The 18,696-nt window shown below is 39.7% G+C and carries 9 protein-coding genes and 2 tRNA genes (1 of these 11 running past the window's edge); 1 reads left to right on the forward strand and 10 read right to left on the reverse strand.

The features are described 5' to 3' along the window. Window positions 1-11 precede the first annotated feature (11 nt). From HN014_RS02435 to HN014_RS02475, 9 genes are all read right to left on the reverse strand, one after another. On the reverse strand, window positions 12-10,031 hold the full coding sequence (locus HN014_RS02435; RefSeq protein WP_176027318.1) for an Ig-like domain-containing protein: 10,020 nt from the start codon (window positions 10,029-10,031) through the stop codon (window positions 12-14). A gap of 510 nt (window positions 10,032-10,541) precedes the next feature. Beyond that, a tRNA-Val gene (locus tag HN014_RS02440) sits at window positions 10,542-10,616 on the reverse strand. A 51-nt stretch (window positions 10,617-10,667) separates the two neighbouring features. Continuing rightward, window positions 10,668-10,742 (reverse strand) — tRNA-Val (locus tag HN014_RS02445). A 70-nt stretch (window positions 10,743-10,812) separates the two neighbouring features. Beyond that, entirely contained in the window at window positions 10,813-12,030 is a 1,218-nt protein-coding gene (locus tag HN014_RS02450; protein ID WP_176027319.1) for a folylpolyglutamate synthase/dihydrofolate synthase family protein, read from the reverse strand. 29 nt (window positions 12,031-12,059) lie between these two features. Then, entirely contained in the window at window positions 12,060-12,908 is an 849-nt protein-coding gene (locus HN014_RS02455) for an energy transducer TonB (RefSeq protein WP_176027320.1), read from the reverse strand. 9 nt (window positions 12,909-12,917) lie between these two features. Beyond that, the gene (locus HN014_RS02460; protein ID WP_176027321.1) at window positions 12,918-13,310 is read right to left on the reverse strand and encodes a biopolymer transporter ExbD; all 393 of its coding nucleotides are present in this window, start codon (window positions 13,308-13,310) and stop codon (window positions 12,918-12,920) included. Between the two features lie 3 nt (window positions 13,311-13,313). Beyond that, window positions 13,314-14,000 carry a MotA/TolQ/ExbB proton channel family protein gene (locus tag HN014_RS02465; protein WP_176031017.1) on the reverse strand — a complete coding sequence of 229 codons (687 nt, stop codon included), beginning with the start codon at window positions 13,998-14,000 and terminating at the stop codon, window positions 13,314-13,316. An 85-nt stretch (window positions 14,001-14,085) separates the two neighbouring features. Next, the gene (gene nhaB, locus HN014_RS02470; RefSeq protein ID WP_176027322.1) at window positions 14,086-15,558 is read right to left on the reverse strand and encodes a sodium/proton antiporter NhaB; all 1,473 of its coding nucleotides are present in this window, start codon (window positions 15,556-15,558) and stop codon (window positions 14,086-14,088) included. Window positions 15,559-15,622: 64 nt separating this feature from the next. Beyond that, a complete protein-coding gene (locus tag HN014_RS02475) occupies window positions 15,623-16,849 on the reverse strand; it encodes a Glu/Leu/Phe/Val dehydrogenase dimerization domain-containing protein (RefSeq protein WP_176031018.1) in 1,227 nt (408 codons plus the stop codon). Window positions 16,850-17,325: 476 nt separating this feature from the next. Between HN014_RS02475 and HN014_RS02480 the strand changes: the two genes are divergently transcribed. Then, on the forward strand, window positions 17,326-18,468 hold the full coding sequence (locus HN014_RS02480) for an acyl-CoA dehydrogenase (protein ID WP_176027323.1): 1,143 nt from the start codon (window positions 17,326-17,328) through the stop codon (window positions 18,466-18,468). Between the two features lie 57 nt (window positions 18,469-18,525). Here the strand turns inward: HN014_RS02480 and HN014_RS02485 are convergent, their stop codons facing one another. Further along, a protein-coding gene (locus HN014_RS02485) for a Gfo/Idh/MocA family protein (RefSeq protein ID WP_176027324.1) crosses the window boundary here: on the reverse strand, window positions 18,526-18,696 show its 3' end. It continues 1,197 nt past the right edge of the window; only the last 171 of its 1,368 coding nucleotides appear in the window; its start codon lies off the right edge, out of view; its stop codon occupies window positions 18,526-18,528.

An 18,696-nucleotide genomic window follows, 5' to 3' on the forward strand; every position in this document is an offset into this window, starting at 1 on the left:
GGGACTTACTATTAATTGTTTATGTATAAGTAACCTGTCTTACTCTTATGTTCTCCTGTAGGCAATGTATATTCGATTACATAATAATAAGTTCCAACTGGGAGGTTATCACCTTTTTGAACCGTAACTCGACCATTACTTTGACCTCGGAAAAACGCTCCATCTTTACCATAAGATTCTGCCTCATACACCTTGACCCCCCAACGATTATAAATCGTGACAGTATTGGTTATATTCTCCAAACCTCGAATCACAAAAACATCATTAATCCCATCTCCATTGGGAGAAAATCCTGTATAAACTTCTATACCATCCTCCGCTGTAGGATCTACTGAATTAGGCTGTAAATAATCTGGAATACCATTGCCATCTGAATCTACAGCATCATCTGGATTTCCATCTCCATTAGGATCTGGACGTTCATCAATGGTAGCAATACCATCTCCATCATCATCTTCATCTAAATAGTCCGGAATACCATCATTATCAGAATCATCATTCGTATAATCACCATCACCATCAATATCCTCGTACTGGTTCTCTATACCATCGCCATCACAATCTCCTGTAGGAACTCCATTTGGATCACATGCATTTAGCGGGTCACTCTCTACTAATGGAACTACTGAGGTATCCGGATCATCTTCTACTAAAACTTCTTCACCATCTGTATAACCATCTCCGTCTGTATCTGGATTTGTCGGATCTGTACCAAGATCTTCCTCTTCCTCATCTGTTAAACCATCTCCATCCTGATCAAGCATATACTCCTTCTCCGAAATTACTTCGGTAACATTTCCTGCTACATCTGTAACGGAAACACTTCCTTCTATTGTTACATCTGGATCACTTAGTAAAACCGGTCCCGGAACTTCTATAGAAAATAACCCTGAACCATCAACTGTACCCGTATAAACAAAACCGTCAATAACCAAAGTAACAATATCTCCTTCACTAAATTCTCCTGTTACAACTCCCGTAATAGCTATAACTCCTTCTGCTTCCTCCCCTGTAACAATATTATCTGTCGTAATATCATCTATCGATAATGTAGCTGTAGGATCAGTAAGATCCAACGTAGCACTATCGGTAGCATCTGGACTTACATTACCCGCAGCATCGGTAACTGTAGCAGTAACATTCACACTACCACCATCTCCCGGACTTGGGAAACTCGTACTAACACTTCCATTGGTAATATCGCCTGCTGTTAAAGTAATCGTTTCTGTATTCCCATTACCATCGGTAACTGTAACCACATCACCAGCTACAGCATCTGCTGGTAGCCCTACACTAACATCAACATCACCACTTAATTCATCCTCACTTATCAAACCGTCATTGTTTGCATCTTCTGTGATCGCAACTGTAGGAGCACTTGGATCGGTAAGATCCAACGTAGCACTATCGGTAGCATCTGGACTTACATTACCCGCAGCATCGGTAACTGTAGCAGTAACATTCACACTACCGCCATCTCCCGGACTCGGGAAACTTGTACTAACACTTCCATTGGTAATATCGCCTGCTGTTAAAGTAATCGTTTCTGTATTCCCATTACCATCGGTAACTGTAACTATATCACCAGCTACAGCATCTGCTGGTAGCCCTACACTAACATCAACATCACCACTTAATTCATCCTCACTTATCAAACCGTCATTGTTTGCATCTTCTGTGATCGCAACTGTAGGAGCACTTGGATCGGTAAGATCCAACGTAGCACTATCGGTAGCATCTGGACTTACATTACCCGCAGCATCGGTAACTGTAGCAGTAACATTCACACTACCGCCATCTCCCGGACTCGGGAAACTTGTACTAACACTTCCATTGGTAATATCGCCTGCTGTTAAAGTAATCGTTTCTGTATTCCCATTACCATCGGTAACTGTAACTATATCACCAGCTACAGCATCTGCTGGTAGCCCTACACTAACATCAACATCACCACTTAATTCATCCTCACTTATCAAACCGTCATTGTTTGCATCTTCTGTGATCGCAACTGTAGGAGCACTTGGATCAGTAAGATCCAACGTAGCACTATCGGTAGCATCTGGACTTACATTACCCGCAGCATCGGTAACTGTAGCAGTAACATTCACACTACCGCCATCTCCCGGACTTGGGAAACTTGTACTAACACTTCCATTGGTAATATCGCCTGCTGTTAAAGTAATCGTTTCTGTATTCCCATTACCATCGGTAACTGTAACTACATCACCAGCTACAGCATCTGCTGGTAGCCCTACACTAACATCAACATCACCACTTAATTCATCTTCACTTATCAAACCGTCATTGTTTGCATCTTCTGTGATCGCAACTGTAGGAGCACTTGGATCGGTAAGATCTAACGTAGCACTATCGGTAGCATCTGGACTTACATTACCCGCAGCATCGGTAACTGTAGCGGTAACATTCACACTACCACCATCTCCCGGACTTGGGAAACTTGTACTAACACTTCCATTGGTAATATCGCCTGCTGTTAAAGTAATCGTTTCTGTATTCCCATTACCATCGGTAACTGTAACTATATCACCGGCTACAGCATCTGCTGGTAGCCCTACACTAACATCAACATCACCACTTAATTCATCTTCACTTATCAAACCGTCATTGTTTGCATCTTCTGTGATCGCAACTGTAGGAGCACTTGGATCGGTAAGATCCAACGTAGCACTATCGGTAGCATCTGGACTTACATTACCCGCAGCATCGGTAACTGTAGCAGTAACATTCACACTACCGCCATCTCCCGGACTCGGGAAACTTGTACTAACACTTCCATTGGTAATATCGCCTGCTGTTAAAGTAATCGTTTCTGTATTCCCATTACCATCGGTAACTGTAACCACATCACCGGCTACAGCATCTGCTGGTAACCCTACACTAACATCAACATCACCACTTAATTCATCCTCACTTATCAAACCGTCATTGTTTGCATCTTCTGTGATCGCAACTGTAGGAGCACTTGGATCGGTAAGATCCAACGTAGCACTATCGGTAGCATCTGGACTTACATTACCCGCAGCATCGGTAACTGTAGCAGTAACATTCACACTACCACCATCTCCCGGACTTGGGAAACTTGTACTAACACTTCCATTGGTAATATCGCCTGCTGTTAAAGTAATCGTTTCTGTATTCCCATTACCATCGGTAACTGTAACTATATCACCAGCTACAGCATCTGCTGGTAGCCCTACACTAACATCAACATCACCACTTAATTCATCCTCACTTATCAAACCGTCATTGTTTGCATCTTCTGTGATCGCAACTGTAGGAGCACTTGGATCGGTAAGATCCAACGTAGCACTATCGGTAGCATCTGGACTTACATTACCCGCAGCATCGGTAACTGTAGCAGTAACATTCACACTACCACCATCTCCCGGACTTGGGAAACTCGTACTAACACTTCCATTGGTAATATCGCCTGCTGTTAAAGTAATCGTTTCTGTATTCCCATTACCATCGGTAACTGTAACTATATCACCGGCTACAGCATCTGCTGGTAGCCCTACACTAACATCAACATCACCACTTAATTCATCCTCACTTATCAAACCGTCATTGTTTGCATCTTCTGTGATCACAACTGTAGGAGCACTTGGATCGGTAAGATCCAACGTAGCACTATCGGTAGCATCTGGACTTACATTACCCGCAGCATCGGTAACTGTAGCAGTAACATTCACACTACCACCATCTCCCGGACTTGGGAAACTCGTACTAACACTTCCATTGGTAATATCGCCTGCTGTTAAAGTAATCGTTTCTGTATTCCCATTACCATCGGTAACTGTAACTATATCACCGGCTACAGCATCTGCTGGTAGCCCTACACTAACATCAACATCACCACTTAATTCATCCTCACTTATCAAACCGTCATTGTTTGCATCTTCTGTGATCACAACTGTAGGAGCACTTGGATCGGTAAGATCCAACGTAGCACTATCGGTAGCATCTGGACTTACATTACCCGCAGCATCGGTAACTGTAGCAGTAACATTCACACTACCGCCATCTCCCGGACTTGGGAAACTTGTACTAACACTTCCATTGGTAATATCGCCTGCTGTTAAAGTAATCGTTTCTGTATTCCCATTACCATCGGTAACTGTAACTATATCACCGGCTACAGCATCTGCTGGTAGCCCTACACTAACATCAACATCACCACTTAATTCATCTTCACTTATCAAACCGTCATTGTTTGCATCTTCTGTGATCGCAACTGTAGGAGCACTTGGATCGGTAAGATCCAACGTAGCACTATCGGTAGCATCTGGACTTACATTACCCGCAGCATCGGTAACTGTAGCAGTAACATTCACACTACCACCATCTCCCGGACTCGGGAAACTCGTACTAACACTTCCATTGGTAATATCGCCTGCTGTTAAAGTAATCGTTTCTGTATTCCCATTACCATCGGTAACTGTAACTATATCACCGGCTACAGCATCTGCTGGCAACCCTACACTAACATCAACATCACCACTTAATTCATCCTCACTTATCAAACCGTCATTGTTTGCATCTTCTGTGATCGCAACTGTAGGAGCACTTGGATCGGTAAGATCCAACGTAGCACTATCGGTAGCATCTGGACTTACATTACCCGCAGCATCGGTAACTGTAGCAGTAACATTCACACTACCACCATCTCCCGGACTCGGGAAACTTGTACTAACACTTCCATTAGTAATATCGCCTGCTGTTAAAGTAATCGTTTCTGTATTCCCATTACCATCAGTAACTGTAACTATATCACCGGCTACAGCATCTGCTGGTAGCCCTACACTAACATCAACATCACCACTTAATTCATCCTCACTTATCAAACCGTCATTGTTTGCATCTTCTGTGATCGCAACTGTAGGAGCACTTGGATCAGTAAGATCCAACGTAGCACTATCGGTAGCATCTGGACTTACATTACCCGCAGCATCGGTAACTGTAGCGGTAACATTCACACTACCGCCATCTCCCGGACTTGGGAAACTTGTACTAACACTTCCATTGGTAATATCGCCTGCTGTTAAAGTAATCGTTTCTGTATTCCCATTACCATCGGTAACTGTAACTATATCACCGGCTACAGCATCTGCTGGTAGCCCTACACTAACATCAACATCACCACTTAATTCATCCTCACTTATCAAACCGTCATTGTTTGCATCTTCTGTGATCGCAACTGTAGGAGCACTTGGATCGGTAAGATCCAACGTAGCACTATCGGTAGCATCTGGACTTACATTACCCGCAGCATCGGTAACTGTAGCAGTAACATTCACACTACCACCATCTCCCGGACTTGGGAAACTCGTACTAACACTTCCATTGGTAATATCGCCTGCTGTTAAAGTAATCGTTTCTGTATTCCCATTACCATCGGTAACTGTAACTATATCACCGGCTACAGCATCTGCTGGTAGCCCTACACTAACATCAACATCACCACTTAATTCATCCTCACTTATCAAACCGTCATTGTTTGCATCTTCTGTGATCACAACTGTAGGAGCACTTGGATCGGTAAGATCCAACGTAGCACTATCGGTAGCATCTGGACTTACATTACCCGCAGCATCGGTAACTGTAGCAGTAACATTCACACTACCGCCATCTCCCGGACTTGGGAAACTTGTACTAACACTTCCATTGGTAATATCGCCTGCTGTTAAAGTAATCGTTTCTGTATTCCCATTACCATCGGTAACTGTAACTATATCACCGGCTACAGCATCTGCTGGTAGCCCTACACTAACATCAACATCACCACTTAATTCATCTTCACTTATCAAACCGTCATTGTTTGCATCTTCTGTGATCGCAACTGTAGGAGCACTTGGATCGGTAAGATCCAACGTAGCACTATCGGTAGCATCTGGACTTACATTACCCGCAGCATCGGTAACTGTAGCAGTAACATTCACACTACCTCCATCTCCCGGACTTGGGAAACTTGTACTAACACTTCCATTGGTAATATCGCCTGCTGTTAAAGTAATCGTTTCTGTATTCCCATTACCATCGGTAACTGTAACTATATCACCGGCTACAGCATCTGCTGGTAGCCCTACACTAACATCAACATCACCACTTAATTCATCCTCACTTATCAAACCGTCATTGTTTGCATCTTCTGTGATCGCAACTGTAGGAGCACTTGGATCAGTAAGATCCAACGTAGCACTATCGGTAGCATCTGGACTTACATTACCCGCAGCATCGGTAACTGTAGCGGTAACATTCACACTACCGCCATCTCCCGGACTTGGGAAACTCGTACTAACACTTCCATTGGTAATATCGCCTGCTGTTAAAGTAATCGTTTCTGTATTCCCATTACCATCGGTAACTGTAACTATATCACCAGCTACAGCATCTGCTGGTAATCCTACACTAACATCAACATCACCACTTAATTCATCTTCACTTATCAAACCGTCATTGTTTGCATCTTCTGTGATCGCAACTGTAGGAGCACTTGGATCAGTAAGATCCAACGTAGCACTATCGGTAGCATCTGGACTTACATTACCCGCAGCATCGGTAACTGTAGCGGTAACATTCACACTACCGCCATCTCCCGGACTTGGGAAACTTGTACTAACACTTCCATTGGTAATATCGCCTGCTGTTAAAGTAATCGTTTCTGTATTCCCATTACCATCGGTAACTGTAACTATATCACCAGCTACAGCATCTGCTGGTAATCCTACACTAACATCAACATCACCACTTAATTCATCTTCACTTATCAAACCGTCATTGTTTGCATCTTCTGTGATCGCAACTGTAGGAGCACTTGGATCGGTAAGATCTAACGTAGCACTATCGGTAGCATCTGGACTTACATTACCCGCAGCATCGGTAACTGTAGCAGTAACATTCACACTACCGCCATCTCCCGGACTCGGGAAACTTGTACTAACACTTCCATTGGTAATATCGCCTGCTGTTAAAGTAATCGTTTCTGTATTCCCATTACCATCGGTAACTGTAACTATATCACCGGCTACAGCATCTGCTGGTAGCCCTACACTAACATCAACATCACCACTTAATTCATCCTCACTTATCAAACCGTCATTGTTTGCATCTTCTGTGATCGCAACTGTAGGAGCACTTGGATCGGTAAGATCCAACGTAGCACTATCGGTAGCATCTGGACTTACATTACCCGCAGCATCGGTAACTGTAGCAGTAACATTCACACTACCACCATCTCCCGGACTTGGGAAACTCGTACTAACACTTCCATTGGTAATATCGCCTGCTGTTAAAGTAATCGTTTCTGTATTCCCATTACCATCGGTAACTGTAACTATATCACCGGCTACAGCATCTGCTGGTAGCCCTACACTAACATCAACATCACCACTTAATTCATCCTCACTTATCAAACCGTCATTGTTTGCATCTTCTGTGATCACAACTGTAGGAGCACTTGGATCGGTAAGATCCAACGTAGCACTATCGGTAGCATCTGGACTTACATTACCCGCAGCATCGGTAACTGTAGCAGTAACATTCACACTACCGCCATCTCCCGGACTTGGGAAACTTGTACTAACACTTCCATTGGTAATATCGCCTGCTGTTAAAGTAATCGTTTCTGTATTCCCATTACCATCGGTAACTGTAACTATATCACCGGCTACAGCATCTGCTGGTAGCCCTACACTAACATCAACATCACCACTTAATTCATCTTCACTTATCAAACCGTCATTGTTTGCATCTTCTGTGATCGCAACTGTAGGAGCACTTGGATCGGTAAGATCCAACGTAGCACTATCGGTAGCATCTGGACTTACATTACCCGCAGCATCGGTAACTGTAGCAGTAACATTCACACTACCTCCATCTCCCGGACTTGGGAAACTTGTACTAACACTTCCATTGGTAATATCGCCTGCTGTTAAAGTAATCGTTTCTGTATTCCCATTACCATCGGTAACTGTAACTATATCACCAGCTACAGCATCTGCTGGTAGCCCTACACTAACATCAACATCACCACTTAATTCATCCTCACTTATCAAACCGTCATTGTTTGCATCTTCTGTGATCGCAACTGTAGGAGCACTTGGATCCGTTGTATCAACACTATATACTTGTGTATCCGAATCAGCACAATTATCCTGTCCTGCTATAGTAATACTACCATCAACAGTAGCATCTGCATCATTTTCCAAATCACTTCCCGGCACATTAATACTGTAATTACCACTGGCATTTACTGTTCCTGTATATGTATTACCATTGACTGTCAAGGTTACTGTGTTTCCAGCAGTAAATCCTCCTCCAACAGTTCCTGTTACCGCAATCGTACCTCCGGCTTCTGTTTCATTTACTATATTATCTGCAGTGATATCATCAATACTCAAAATAGGTGGAGCATTCACAGTTACTTTTATCACATTCGTCTCATCTGTACAACTTACTCCATTTAATACCGATGTATCTATTCTTTTAAACCAAGTATCTTGCGTCAATACTCCCGGATCAAATGTAGTCCCTGTAGCCCCTGATATATTCGAAAAACCAGTAGTTTCGTTAGTAACACTACTTTGCCACTGATGTGTCAATGTTCCATCTGCTACAGTAGAAGTCGTAACCGTTAACACACTAGGATCTCCTCCTGTACATACCGTTTGATCTGAACTAACAACTCCTTCTGTTGTAAAATTATTAACTGTAAGTGCCACTTCATTAGAAGTTTCCGGGCATAAATAATCCGTTTTTGACACTTCTACTCTATACTCATTTCCATCTTGTGTATTTGCAGGATTAATTGTTAAAGAAGCTGTAGTAGCACCTGAGTAACTTCCTCCATTCGAAATATCGCTCCAGCCACTTCCTGTATTCTCTTGCCATTGAAATTGCAAGCCTGAACCAGAAACAGCAACCGAAAAATTAGCTGAATCTCCCAAACACACTGTTTGATCAGAAGGCTGAGTTGTAAAAGCAGGAGCTGTCCCAGCTGTAACCGCATTCACATTTCCTCCTGTATAACCTCCCTGACCAGTCACCCGACCATTAGTAACATTTACTGTCACAGGAGAACTTCCTAAAAAACCATCATTATCAGGATCTGTATGCCCCGCTTCTATAGCATCTCCACACCCATCATTATCGGAATCAGAATCATAATGGTTAGGAACTCCATCTCCATCAGTATCATATACATCTGGAACCCCATCTGCATTGGCATCTGTATAATCAGTAGTAGAACCATCTCCCCCATTTCCATTATCTACCAGATCTAACCAGTTAGGAATGGAATCTCCATCTTCATCCCCATTAGGATTATTCCCATTCGCTTCATTTATATCTAAAATTCCATCATTATCATCATCTTCATCATCTAAATCTACCACATTATCATTGTCTATATCCGAATTAGAACATTGAATCACTGAACCATTGGTTACCGGAAAGTCATTGAGATTTAAATCCAGGTTTTTAACCCATCCAGATGATGTCGCTCGAAGTGTTACATTTACCTTATTTACATTTAAATAGGTAAACTGCGCATCATTATCTGATTGTGCTTGTCCGTCTGCCAAAATCTCTCCTCCGGTTTCTGATAATGCAATATTAGGTTCTCCCCTAATAAATGCTATCCGATCCGTACAAGGAATAGAAACACTTTCAAATGAAGGGCCATCAATATCGTTAATCACAAAAGAATAATTCCCTGCAACCGGAGTATTACTAGCATCCAGGAATTCAATTTCTACAACCACGTCTGTTGCATTCTGATGTGCAAATGTTAAGTTGTCTCCTGATTGTGCAAATGATCCCGTACCACTTATTATATTCACCCTTACCTGCGTAATTACTGGATTCGCAGTTGATGTAGCTGGGAATATTTGTGGGTTTGTACCTGTTGGTCCTCCTGTGATGGCAATATCTATATATTGCGCAGATAGTATCGATGTAAAAAACAAAAAAATACTAATGAGGAAAATTCTGGGAAGTAAAATTGTTCTCATAATTCGCGGGGTTAACGACTAAAAAAACAATATTATATACAGCTAGTTACCCTCATAAAATAAACACCCTTTAAAGGTACTATCTTATAAGAACATAAAACTTCTTATGACTCCTTTTGAAGGAAAGGACTTCATAAAATTTCGTAAATAAATAATGTAATTTTATATCGTATAAATAATTCTTTTAAGTTTTGTTTCGTTAAGTTTATGATTCAAAGATGCTTATAAAAACAGAAGTAAAAAATATATTTTACGGATTAACCATAAACAAATCGATTAAAAACATCAAAACCAGATAAAATGCATTTTATCTAAAAAACGGTTACCCCAGCGAGGTTTTTTAATGATATTTTGCTTGTTTTTTTATCGTGCAATAAAAAAATGAAGGACAAAAATGAGAATTATACACTTTCAAAAAGCCTAACTTCTAAAAAAACAGAGGGAAATATTGAACCTATTAAAAATAAAAAAAGCCAGATCATATATGATCTGGCTTTTTTTATTAGGATGTGGGCGCGAAGGGATTCGAACCCCTGACCCCTTGGGTGTAAACCAAGTGCTCTGAACCAACTGAGCTACGCGCCCTAATAACTTACTGTATGTAAAAAGAACTTATTATACAATTTTTACACATTGTGGGCGCGAAGGGATTCGAACCCCTGACCCCTTGGGTGTAAACCAAGTGCTCTGAACCAACTGAGCTACGCGCCCGCTATCATTGTGATTGCGGGTGCAAATATAAGATAGTTTTATTCTTCAGCAAAATATTTCAACAAAAAAATCAAATAATTTCCGCTACAACAAAAGTACTCCCTCCTACATAAATCACATCTTCTTTTCTTGCATACTGTAATGCAGACATATAAGCCTCTTTTACAGCGTCATATTTCTCACCATGTAAATCAAACTTAGCAGCTTCTTCTTTGAGTAGCCCTGCATCCAACCCCCTTGAAATATCAGGAGACGAAAAATAATAACGTGCTTTTTTGGGGAAAAGAGGAAGAATTGTTTCTAATTTTTTATCATCCACTACTCCTACTACAATATGCAAATCTCTAAATGATTCCTTAACCAATTGCTTCATTACCTCCCGGAGTCCATCTTCATTATGAGCCGTATCACAAATTACTTTAGGTGCCTCATTCAGTATTTGCCATCTCCCCAGTAGTCCTGTATTTTCTACTACTCTAGAAAAGCCTTCTTTTATACATTTAGTCGGAAGTTCCCATCCTCTTTCTCTTAATATCGCTAAAACCTGAAGAACCGTGCGTTCATTTTCTCTTTGATAGCCTCCCTTAAGTGAAGATATACATTGTTCTCCTTCAAATGTTTCTGCAAAAATTAATGGCGCTTTTTTTTCTTTCGCTACAGCCTCGAAAACCACACTGGATGCTTCCTGTTTTCTTCCAATTACAACTGGTACTCCCGTTTTTATAATTCCTGCTTTTTCTCTTGCAATACTAGTAATTGTATTTCCTAAAAACTGGGTATGATCTATTCCTATATTTGTAATCACAGAGATTTCCGGGGTAATAACATTCGTAGCATCTAATCTCCCTCCTAACCCTACTTCTATTATTGCCACATCCACTTTTTGATCCGAGAAATACTGAAATGCCATTCCTACTGTCATTTCAAAAAAAGACAACTGATGGCTTTCAAAATATGCTTTATGGGTTGTCACAAAATCAACTACATACTCCTCCCTGACACAATCCCCATCAACACGAATACGTTCTCTAAAATCTTTTAAGTGTGGAGAAGTATACAAACCTACTTTATATCCTGCTTCTTGAAAAACAGAAGCTAATAAGTGACTTGTGGAACCTTTTCCATTGGTTCCTCCTACATGAATACTTCTGAATTTCTTTTCAGGATGTTGCAGAAAAGAAGTTAATTGCTCAATATTATCTAAGTTAGCCTTATATGCACTTTTTCCCTGTTTTTGGTAGACAGGTAACTGGACATACAACCAATCCAGCGTTTCTTTATAATTCATTGTATATAATAAAATATAATCCTACAAGCCTATTCCGATAGCTTAAACTCGTATACAATTGTTCCTACCTGCTTCACAGGAGCTTTTGAATCACTATTGAATCGTGTCGCCAAGGCTGCTTTTTTTGCAGGTGCTAATAAACAAGAGGCACTATTCGTTGTCCCTTTTACTCCTGGAGTAGCTTTGACAACTCTACCATTTTGATCTACTTGTATTTTTACCACCACAATCCCCGATTCATTACAATCTTGTCTAAACTTTTCTTTATTAAGTGCTTTTCTCCCACCTAATCTATAATTTCCATCTCCATCCAATCCTTTTCCATTTCCATAATAGGAGCGAGCATTAGGATCTCCATTCGGATTCCCCTTATCTCCCGGATTATTATCATCTCCTTCTCCTCCTTTAGCTGTTCCATCACTCTTAGGTCCTTTAGAAAAACTATTAAGAATATCCAAGGTTGATTTGTCCGGCTTAGGATCTGGTTTTTTCTCTACAGGTTTTTTCTTTGCCGGTTTTTTTTCAGGCTTTTTCTTTTCTTCTTTTTTTACACTCGTTTTTTTCTCAGGTTTCTCAGTAATCACCGGAGCATCTTCTGAATCTTGAGTAATGACTTTTTCTGAAACCTCAGGAGTTTTTTCTTGTACTTCTTCTACTTCTTCTTCCACCGTTTCTTTGGGGGCTGACTTAATCGGTTTTGTCGGCTGCTGCCTTCCTCTTCCGGTTTCTGTTGTCCCAAAATTTACAGCAATTCCACTTTCGGGAGCTGGATCCAGGTATGAAAGACTTAAGTAAAACAACAAAAGGATGATTCCCACATGTACAATCACAGTGAGAATCATAGACCTTTTTTTATGTTTTGTATCTAATTTTAACATATACTATTCTCAATCGGGTTTTACCGCCAGAATAACTTTAAATTTATTTCTATTCGCTATATCCATAACGCTTACTGCTTTTTCAATAGGCACTCCTTCTTCTGCCCTTAGAATCACAGTAGGTTCATGTTGTCCTGCCAATCTTGATTTTAATGTACTTTCCAGCCTGCTCTGACTGATTCGTTCATTATCTACATAATATTGAAGCTTATTCGTTATGCTTACCGATATATTCTGAACATTAGAGCTCTTTCCCTTAGCCTTTGGCAAAATTAAATCCAGGGCTTCTGGTGTTACTGCCGGGGATGTCAGCAAAAAGAATACCAATAACAGAAATACAATATCTGTCATTGAAGACATGCTAAATTCCGGACTTACTTTATTTCTTCCTCTTAAGTTCATCTGTTAAGCAGGTTCGTTAAGTAAATCTAAGAAATCAACTGCAGTCGCTTCCATTTGGTGCACTACCTTATCCGTTTTTACAACCAGGTGATTATATCCTATATAAGCAACAATCCCGACAACTAATCCCGCAACAGTGGTGGTCATTGCAGTATATATCCCTTCTGCTAATGATCCCATATCTGCACTTCCTGAACTTGATGCTAAATTATGGAATGCCAAAATCATACCAATAACAGTTCCAAGAAAACCAATCATGGGCGCAGCTCCTGCAACAGTCGCTAGAATACTGACATTCTTTTCCAGTTTATATACTTCTAGACGACCTGCATTTTCAATAGCGGTATTAATATCATCCAAAGGACTTCCTATTCTTGAGATTCCTTTTTCTGTTAATCTAGAAACCGGATTATTCGTTTGAGCACACAAAATCTTAGCTGCCTCAATTTTACCACTTGAGACCTTTTCTCTAATTTGATTCATAAAATTATCATCAAACTTGGAAGCTGCTTTTATAGCGAATAATCGTTCGAAATATATGTATACTGCTACAAAAAGAAGGATAAACAGAATGGCTATGATCACTACTCCACCTGTTCCTCCACTAAGTAACAATTCTATAATGGAAAGTGATTTTTCCTCAATTTCCGGTTCAACTTCTTTGGTCTTCTGGGCTAAAGATCCAAGCATAAATAAGTTCATCATAAATTGTCTTTGGTTTTTATTTCTATTATATAACGTGAATTATAACGTATAAGTATATTTTTACTTACTATTAAAGCATCATTAGTATCCCTATTAATCCTACCCCTCCAAGCACAATTGTATAAGGCAATGCCATTTTTACCATTCTTCCATATGACAATCCGATTAACGGAGCCAAAGAAGAGGTTAATAAAAATAAGAAAGCTGCTTGTCCATTTGGAGTCGCCACACTTGGTAAGTTTGTTCCTGTATTAATAGCAATCGCTAATTTCTCGAAATGCTCTCTTGTTATTGCTCCCGATTTAAAAGCTGCCTCTACCTCTCCTATATATACGGTAGCCACAAACACATTATCACTAATCATGGATAAAATTCCATTCGCAGCATAAAACATTGCCGGTTGATCTTTTAATGGTAAAGACAACACCCAGTCTATTACCGGAGAAAACAAGTGCTGATCATGAATCATTGCTACAATCACAAAGAAAACAACCAATAACCCAGTAAAAGGTAAGGCTTCTTCAAAGGACTTTCCTAACTGATGTTCTTCTGTAATCCCCATAAAAGCCGTTTGCACGATAATCAATGCCAACCCTATAAATCCTACAGGAGCTGCATGTGTAGCCAATCCAATAATCAAAAGAATTGCCGAAACTGCCTGAACAATCAATCCGTATTTAGATTTTTCAGAGCGTTTTGCATCTTCCTGCTCTGTATAGTTTTCTATAATTTGTCTGGCCACATTTGGTAATTTATCCCCAAATCCGAACCATCCTGTAGTTTCTAACAATGCAGTCGTCAACATTCCTGCAAATAAAACCGGAATCGTTATAGGAGCCATCTGAATAAAGAATGTGATAAAATCCCATCCCATTCTGTCCCCGATCAACAGGTTTTGAGGCTCTCCAACCAGTGTACAAACCCCTCCTAAAGCAGTTCCTACTACTCCATGCATAATCAAACTTCTAAGAAATCCTCTGAATTTTTCCAGTGTTTCACCACTTAATTCTTTAGTATCCAAAGAACCATCCTGGTCATAGTCAGCCGTTGGTGTTGAATGAATCTTGTGATATACTCCATAGAACCCTACTGCTACACTGATTAAAACCGCAGTTACTGTTAAGGCATCCAAAAAGGCTGATAATACTGCTGATAGAAATACAAACAGTAACGAAATCACCAATTTTGATTTAATTTTGGTAAAAACTTTACTAAAAATATACATCAATAATGGTTTCATAAAATAAATCCCGGCTACCATAAACACCAGTAACAATACTACTTCCAAATTGTGTTCTACCTCGTGATAAGCATTCTTTGGAGTTGTAAGATTAAGTGCCAGAATTTCTATAGCCAGCAACCCTCCTGATTGTAACGGATAGCACTTTAGTGCCATTGCTAATGTAAAAATAAACTCCCCGATAAATAACCATGAGGTTACTTTTGCTCCTAGTACAAAATAGGAGAAAACATTAAAAATAAGGAATCCGATCATTACCATCTTAAACCACTTCGGACTACTACCTAAAAAATATCTGAACATACTTAAAAAATTAACTGATTACACTAACCTTTCGATTGCACTTAATCTTACTAAACTGTGTCTATCACACCAACTGTTGCAAGGCAATCTCAAAGGCAGTTTTACTTATATTTGTTTTTTTGTTATTATGATTAAATGTATCCTGAATTGCCTTTTTAATCGTTTCTGATGTATCTTTAAAAATGGCTTCATCAGTCATCTGAACTTTTCTTTCCATAAAATACGCAAATACTCTGGCCATCCCGCAATTGGAAATAAAATCCGGGATTAAGCTTACTTTACTATCTGTATATTCCATAATAGGTCCAAAGAAGATCTCTTTATCTGCAAACGGTACATTTGCCCCACATGAGATGACCTCTAAACCTGAATCAATCATTTGGGTTATTTGATCCTTTGTTATCAGCCTGGAAGCTGCACAAGGTGCAAAAATCTCAGTTTGCAATGACCAAACTTTTTCATTCATTTCTTCGAAAGGAATAAGAGATTCTGCATATAATTTATTTCCTTTTTTGTTTAAATACAGCTCCTTCATCTCTGCAACTGTAAATCCTTCTTCTTTTATCAACCCTCCTACGTGATCGATAATCCCAACTACTTTGGCTCCCATTGCTGTTAAATAGTACGCAGCAGCAGACCCTACATTTCCGAATCCCTGAACCACAGCTCTTTTTCCTTTTACTTCGCCTCCGTATACCTCGTAATAATGTTTTACAGCTTCTGCTACTCCATATCCGGTAATCATATCTGCCACCGTATACTTTCTATTTACATCAGGAGAAAAAGTTGTGTTTTCCAACACCTTTATAACTCCTTGCCTTAATTGCCCTATTCTATTAATCTTATCTGCTTCGGTAGGCTGAAAATGACCATTAAACACTCCTTCTTGCGGATGCCAGACTCCACATCCTTCTGTAATGGGAATTACCTCATGAATTTCATCTACATTAAGATCTCCCCCAGTTCCATAATAGCTTTTTAGCAATGGAGAAACTGCTTTATACCATCGTTTTAGCACTTCTTCTTTTCGAGGGTCATTCGGATCAAAGTTAATCCCTGATTTTGCACCCCCTATGGCAGGACCTGAAACTGTAAATTTTACCTCCATTGTTTTTGCCAGTGAAAGTACTTCATTCATATCCAGTCCTTTTCTCATCCTGGTTCCTCCCCCAGCAGCACCTCCTCTAAGTGAATTAATAACCGTCCAACCCTCTGCATCTGTCTCAGAGTCTTTCCAGTTAAAAACAATTTCAGGTGATTTATTCTCGTAAGTATATAATAGTTCTTTTATGTCTTTCATTTTCTTTTAAACTTTAATTCATTGTTACATTAGGTTTAATTGCTATATCTATATTAGCAATCATCATCTGTCTTTTCAAAGTCTTTGTTTCATATTCCCCCTTACGGAGGTTAGAGCTGTGTCATAATTTATACTATTAATACAATGAATTATTTCTGCTTAAAATGCAATTTCACAAATATAAAAAAACTAAGTATGGTCAACACTAAAATAAAATCAAATTTATGTAACAAATTACCGCATTCGTAGACATCGCATTCTATTTGTATAAACACATCAAAAAAAAGCAGATTTCGCAGAAAAAAAGTCAAAAAATAAAGAAAGACGCAAAAAACAAATAAAACATTAAAACTATCATTTTTAAACTTATATTTGTAGTATTAATAAAAATATGGGCTATATATCTATTTTTTCTCATTAAATCTCAAAATAGTATATTATGCACGCATAGCAACAAACAGGAAAATATGGATTTTAAACTTACGGAAGAACAAATAATGATACGAGATGCAGCTCGTGATTTTGCCAGAACAGAATTACTTCCTGGTGTCATTGATCGAGATAACAAACAAGAATTCCCTACCGAACAGGTAAAAAAAATGGGAGAACTTGGCTTTCTTGGGATGATGGCTTCTCCAGAATATGGAGGAGGAGGAATGGATACAATTTCTTATGTTCTTGCCATGGAAGAGCTATCAAAAGTAGATGCTTCCTGCTCTGTTATCGTATCAGTTAATAATTCTTTAGTATGTTGGGGACTGGACACCTATGGATCTCCGGAACAAAAAGAAAAATATTTATCCAAGCTTACAACAGGGGAATCAATTGGTGCTTTTTGCTTATCTGAACCAGAAGCAGGAAGTGACGCAACCTCTCAGCGTACAACCGCTATCGATAAAGGAGATCACTATGTATTAAACGGTACTAAAAACTGGATCACCAATGGAGCATCCGCAGATTATTATTTAGTTATTGCTCAAACCGATAAAGAAAAAAAGCACCGAGGAATTAACGCTTTTATTGTAGAAAAAGGATGGGAAGGTTTTGAGATAGGGCCTAAAGAAGATAAATTAGGAATCAGAGGTAGTGACACACACTCTCTTATTTTTAATGATGTAAAAGTCCCTAAAGAAAATAGAATAGGTGAAGATGGATTTGGTTTTAAGTTTGCTATGAAAACCCTGTCAGGAGGAAGAATTGGAATCGCCGCTCAGGCATTGGGAATTGCTGCCGGAGCATATGAACTGGCAAAAAAGTACGCTAAAGAAAGAAAAGCTTTTGGTACAGAAATCATGAATCATCAGGCCATTGCTTTTAAACTAGCAGATATGCATACACAGATAGAGGCCGCTAGAATGCTGGTTTACAAAGCGGCAAAAGATAAAGACAATCACGAAAACTACGACCTTTCTGGAGCGATGGCAAAACTATATGCATCACAGGCAGCCATGGATGTTTCTGTTGAAGCTGTTCAAATTCACGGAGGAAATGGGTTTGTAAAAGAATACCACGTAGAACGTTTAATGCGAGATGCTAAAATCACGCAGATATATGAAGGTACTTCTGAGATTCAGAAAATAGTAATCTCCAGAAGCATTTTAAAGGATTAAATATCCAGACTCTCTTAAACAAAAAGCCATTGTAGTTTTACAATGGCTTTTTTATACTTAATAGGTGTCTTTTATCCAATCATAAGGCTTCCTTTTCACCCACATCCCTCGGGTAAAATCCGGAAAATTCTGCGGTTCCCCATTATTTTCTATCGAGACTTCTGACAAAGGAGTGATCGCACTCCATGCAGCAGCATCATACACATCTAACGGGGGTGCGATATTTTG

The organism is Aquimarina sp. TRL1 (assembly GCF_013365535.1).
GTDB classification, from domain to species: domain Bacteria; phylum Bacteroidota; class Bacteroidia; order Flavobacteriales; family Flavobacteriaceae; genus Aquimarina; species Aquimarina hainanensis.

Coding starts and splice junctions, on each gene's coding strand:
- HN014_RS02435 (WP_176027318.1), bottom strand. CDS start 10,031: ATGAGAACAATTTTACTTCCCAGAATTTTCCTCATTAGTATTTTTTTG.
- HN014_RS02450 (WP_176027319.1), bottom strand. CDS start 12,030: ATGAATTATAAAGAAACGCTGGATTGGTTGTATGTCCAGTTACCTGTC.
- HN014_RS02455 (WP_176027320.1), bottom strand. CDS start 12,908: ATGTTAAAATTAGATACAAAACATAAAAAAAGGTCTATGATTCTCACT.
- HN014_RS02460 (WP_176027321.1), bottom strand. CDS start 13,310: ATGAACTTAAGAGGAAGAAATAAAGTAAGTCCGGAATTTAGCATGTCT.
- HN014_RS02465 (WP_176031017.1), bottom strand. CDS start 14,000: ATGCTTGGATCTTTAGCCCAGAAGACCAAAGAAGTTGAACCGGAAATT.
- nhaB (WP_176027322.1), bottom strand. CDS start 15,558: ATGTTCAGATATTTTTTAGGTAGTAGTCCGAAGTGGTTTAAGATGGTA.
- HN014_RS02480 (WP_176027323.1), top strand. CDS start 17,326: ATGGATTTTAAACTTACGGAAGAACAAATAATGATACGAGATGCAGCT.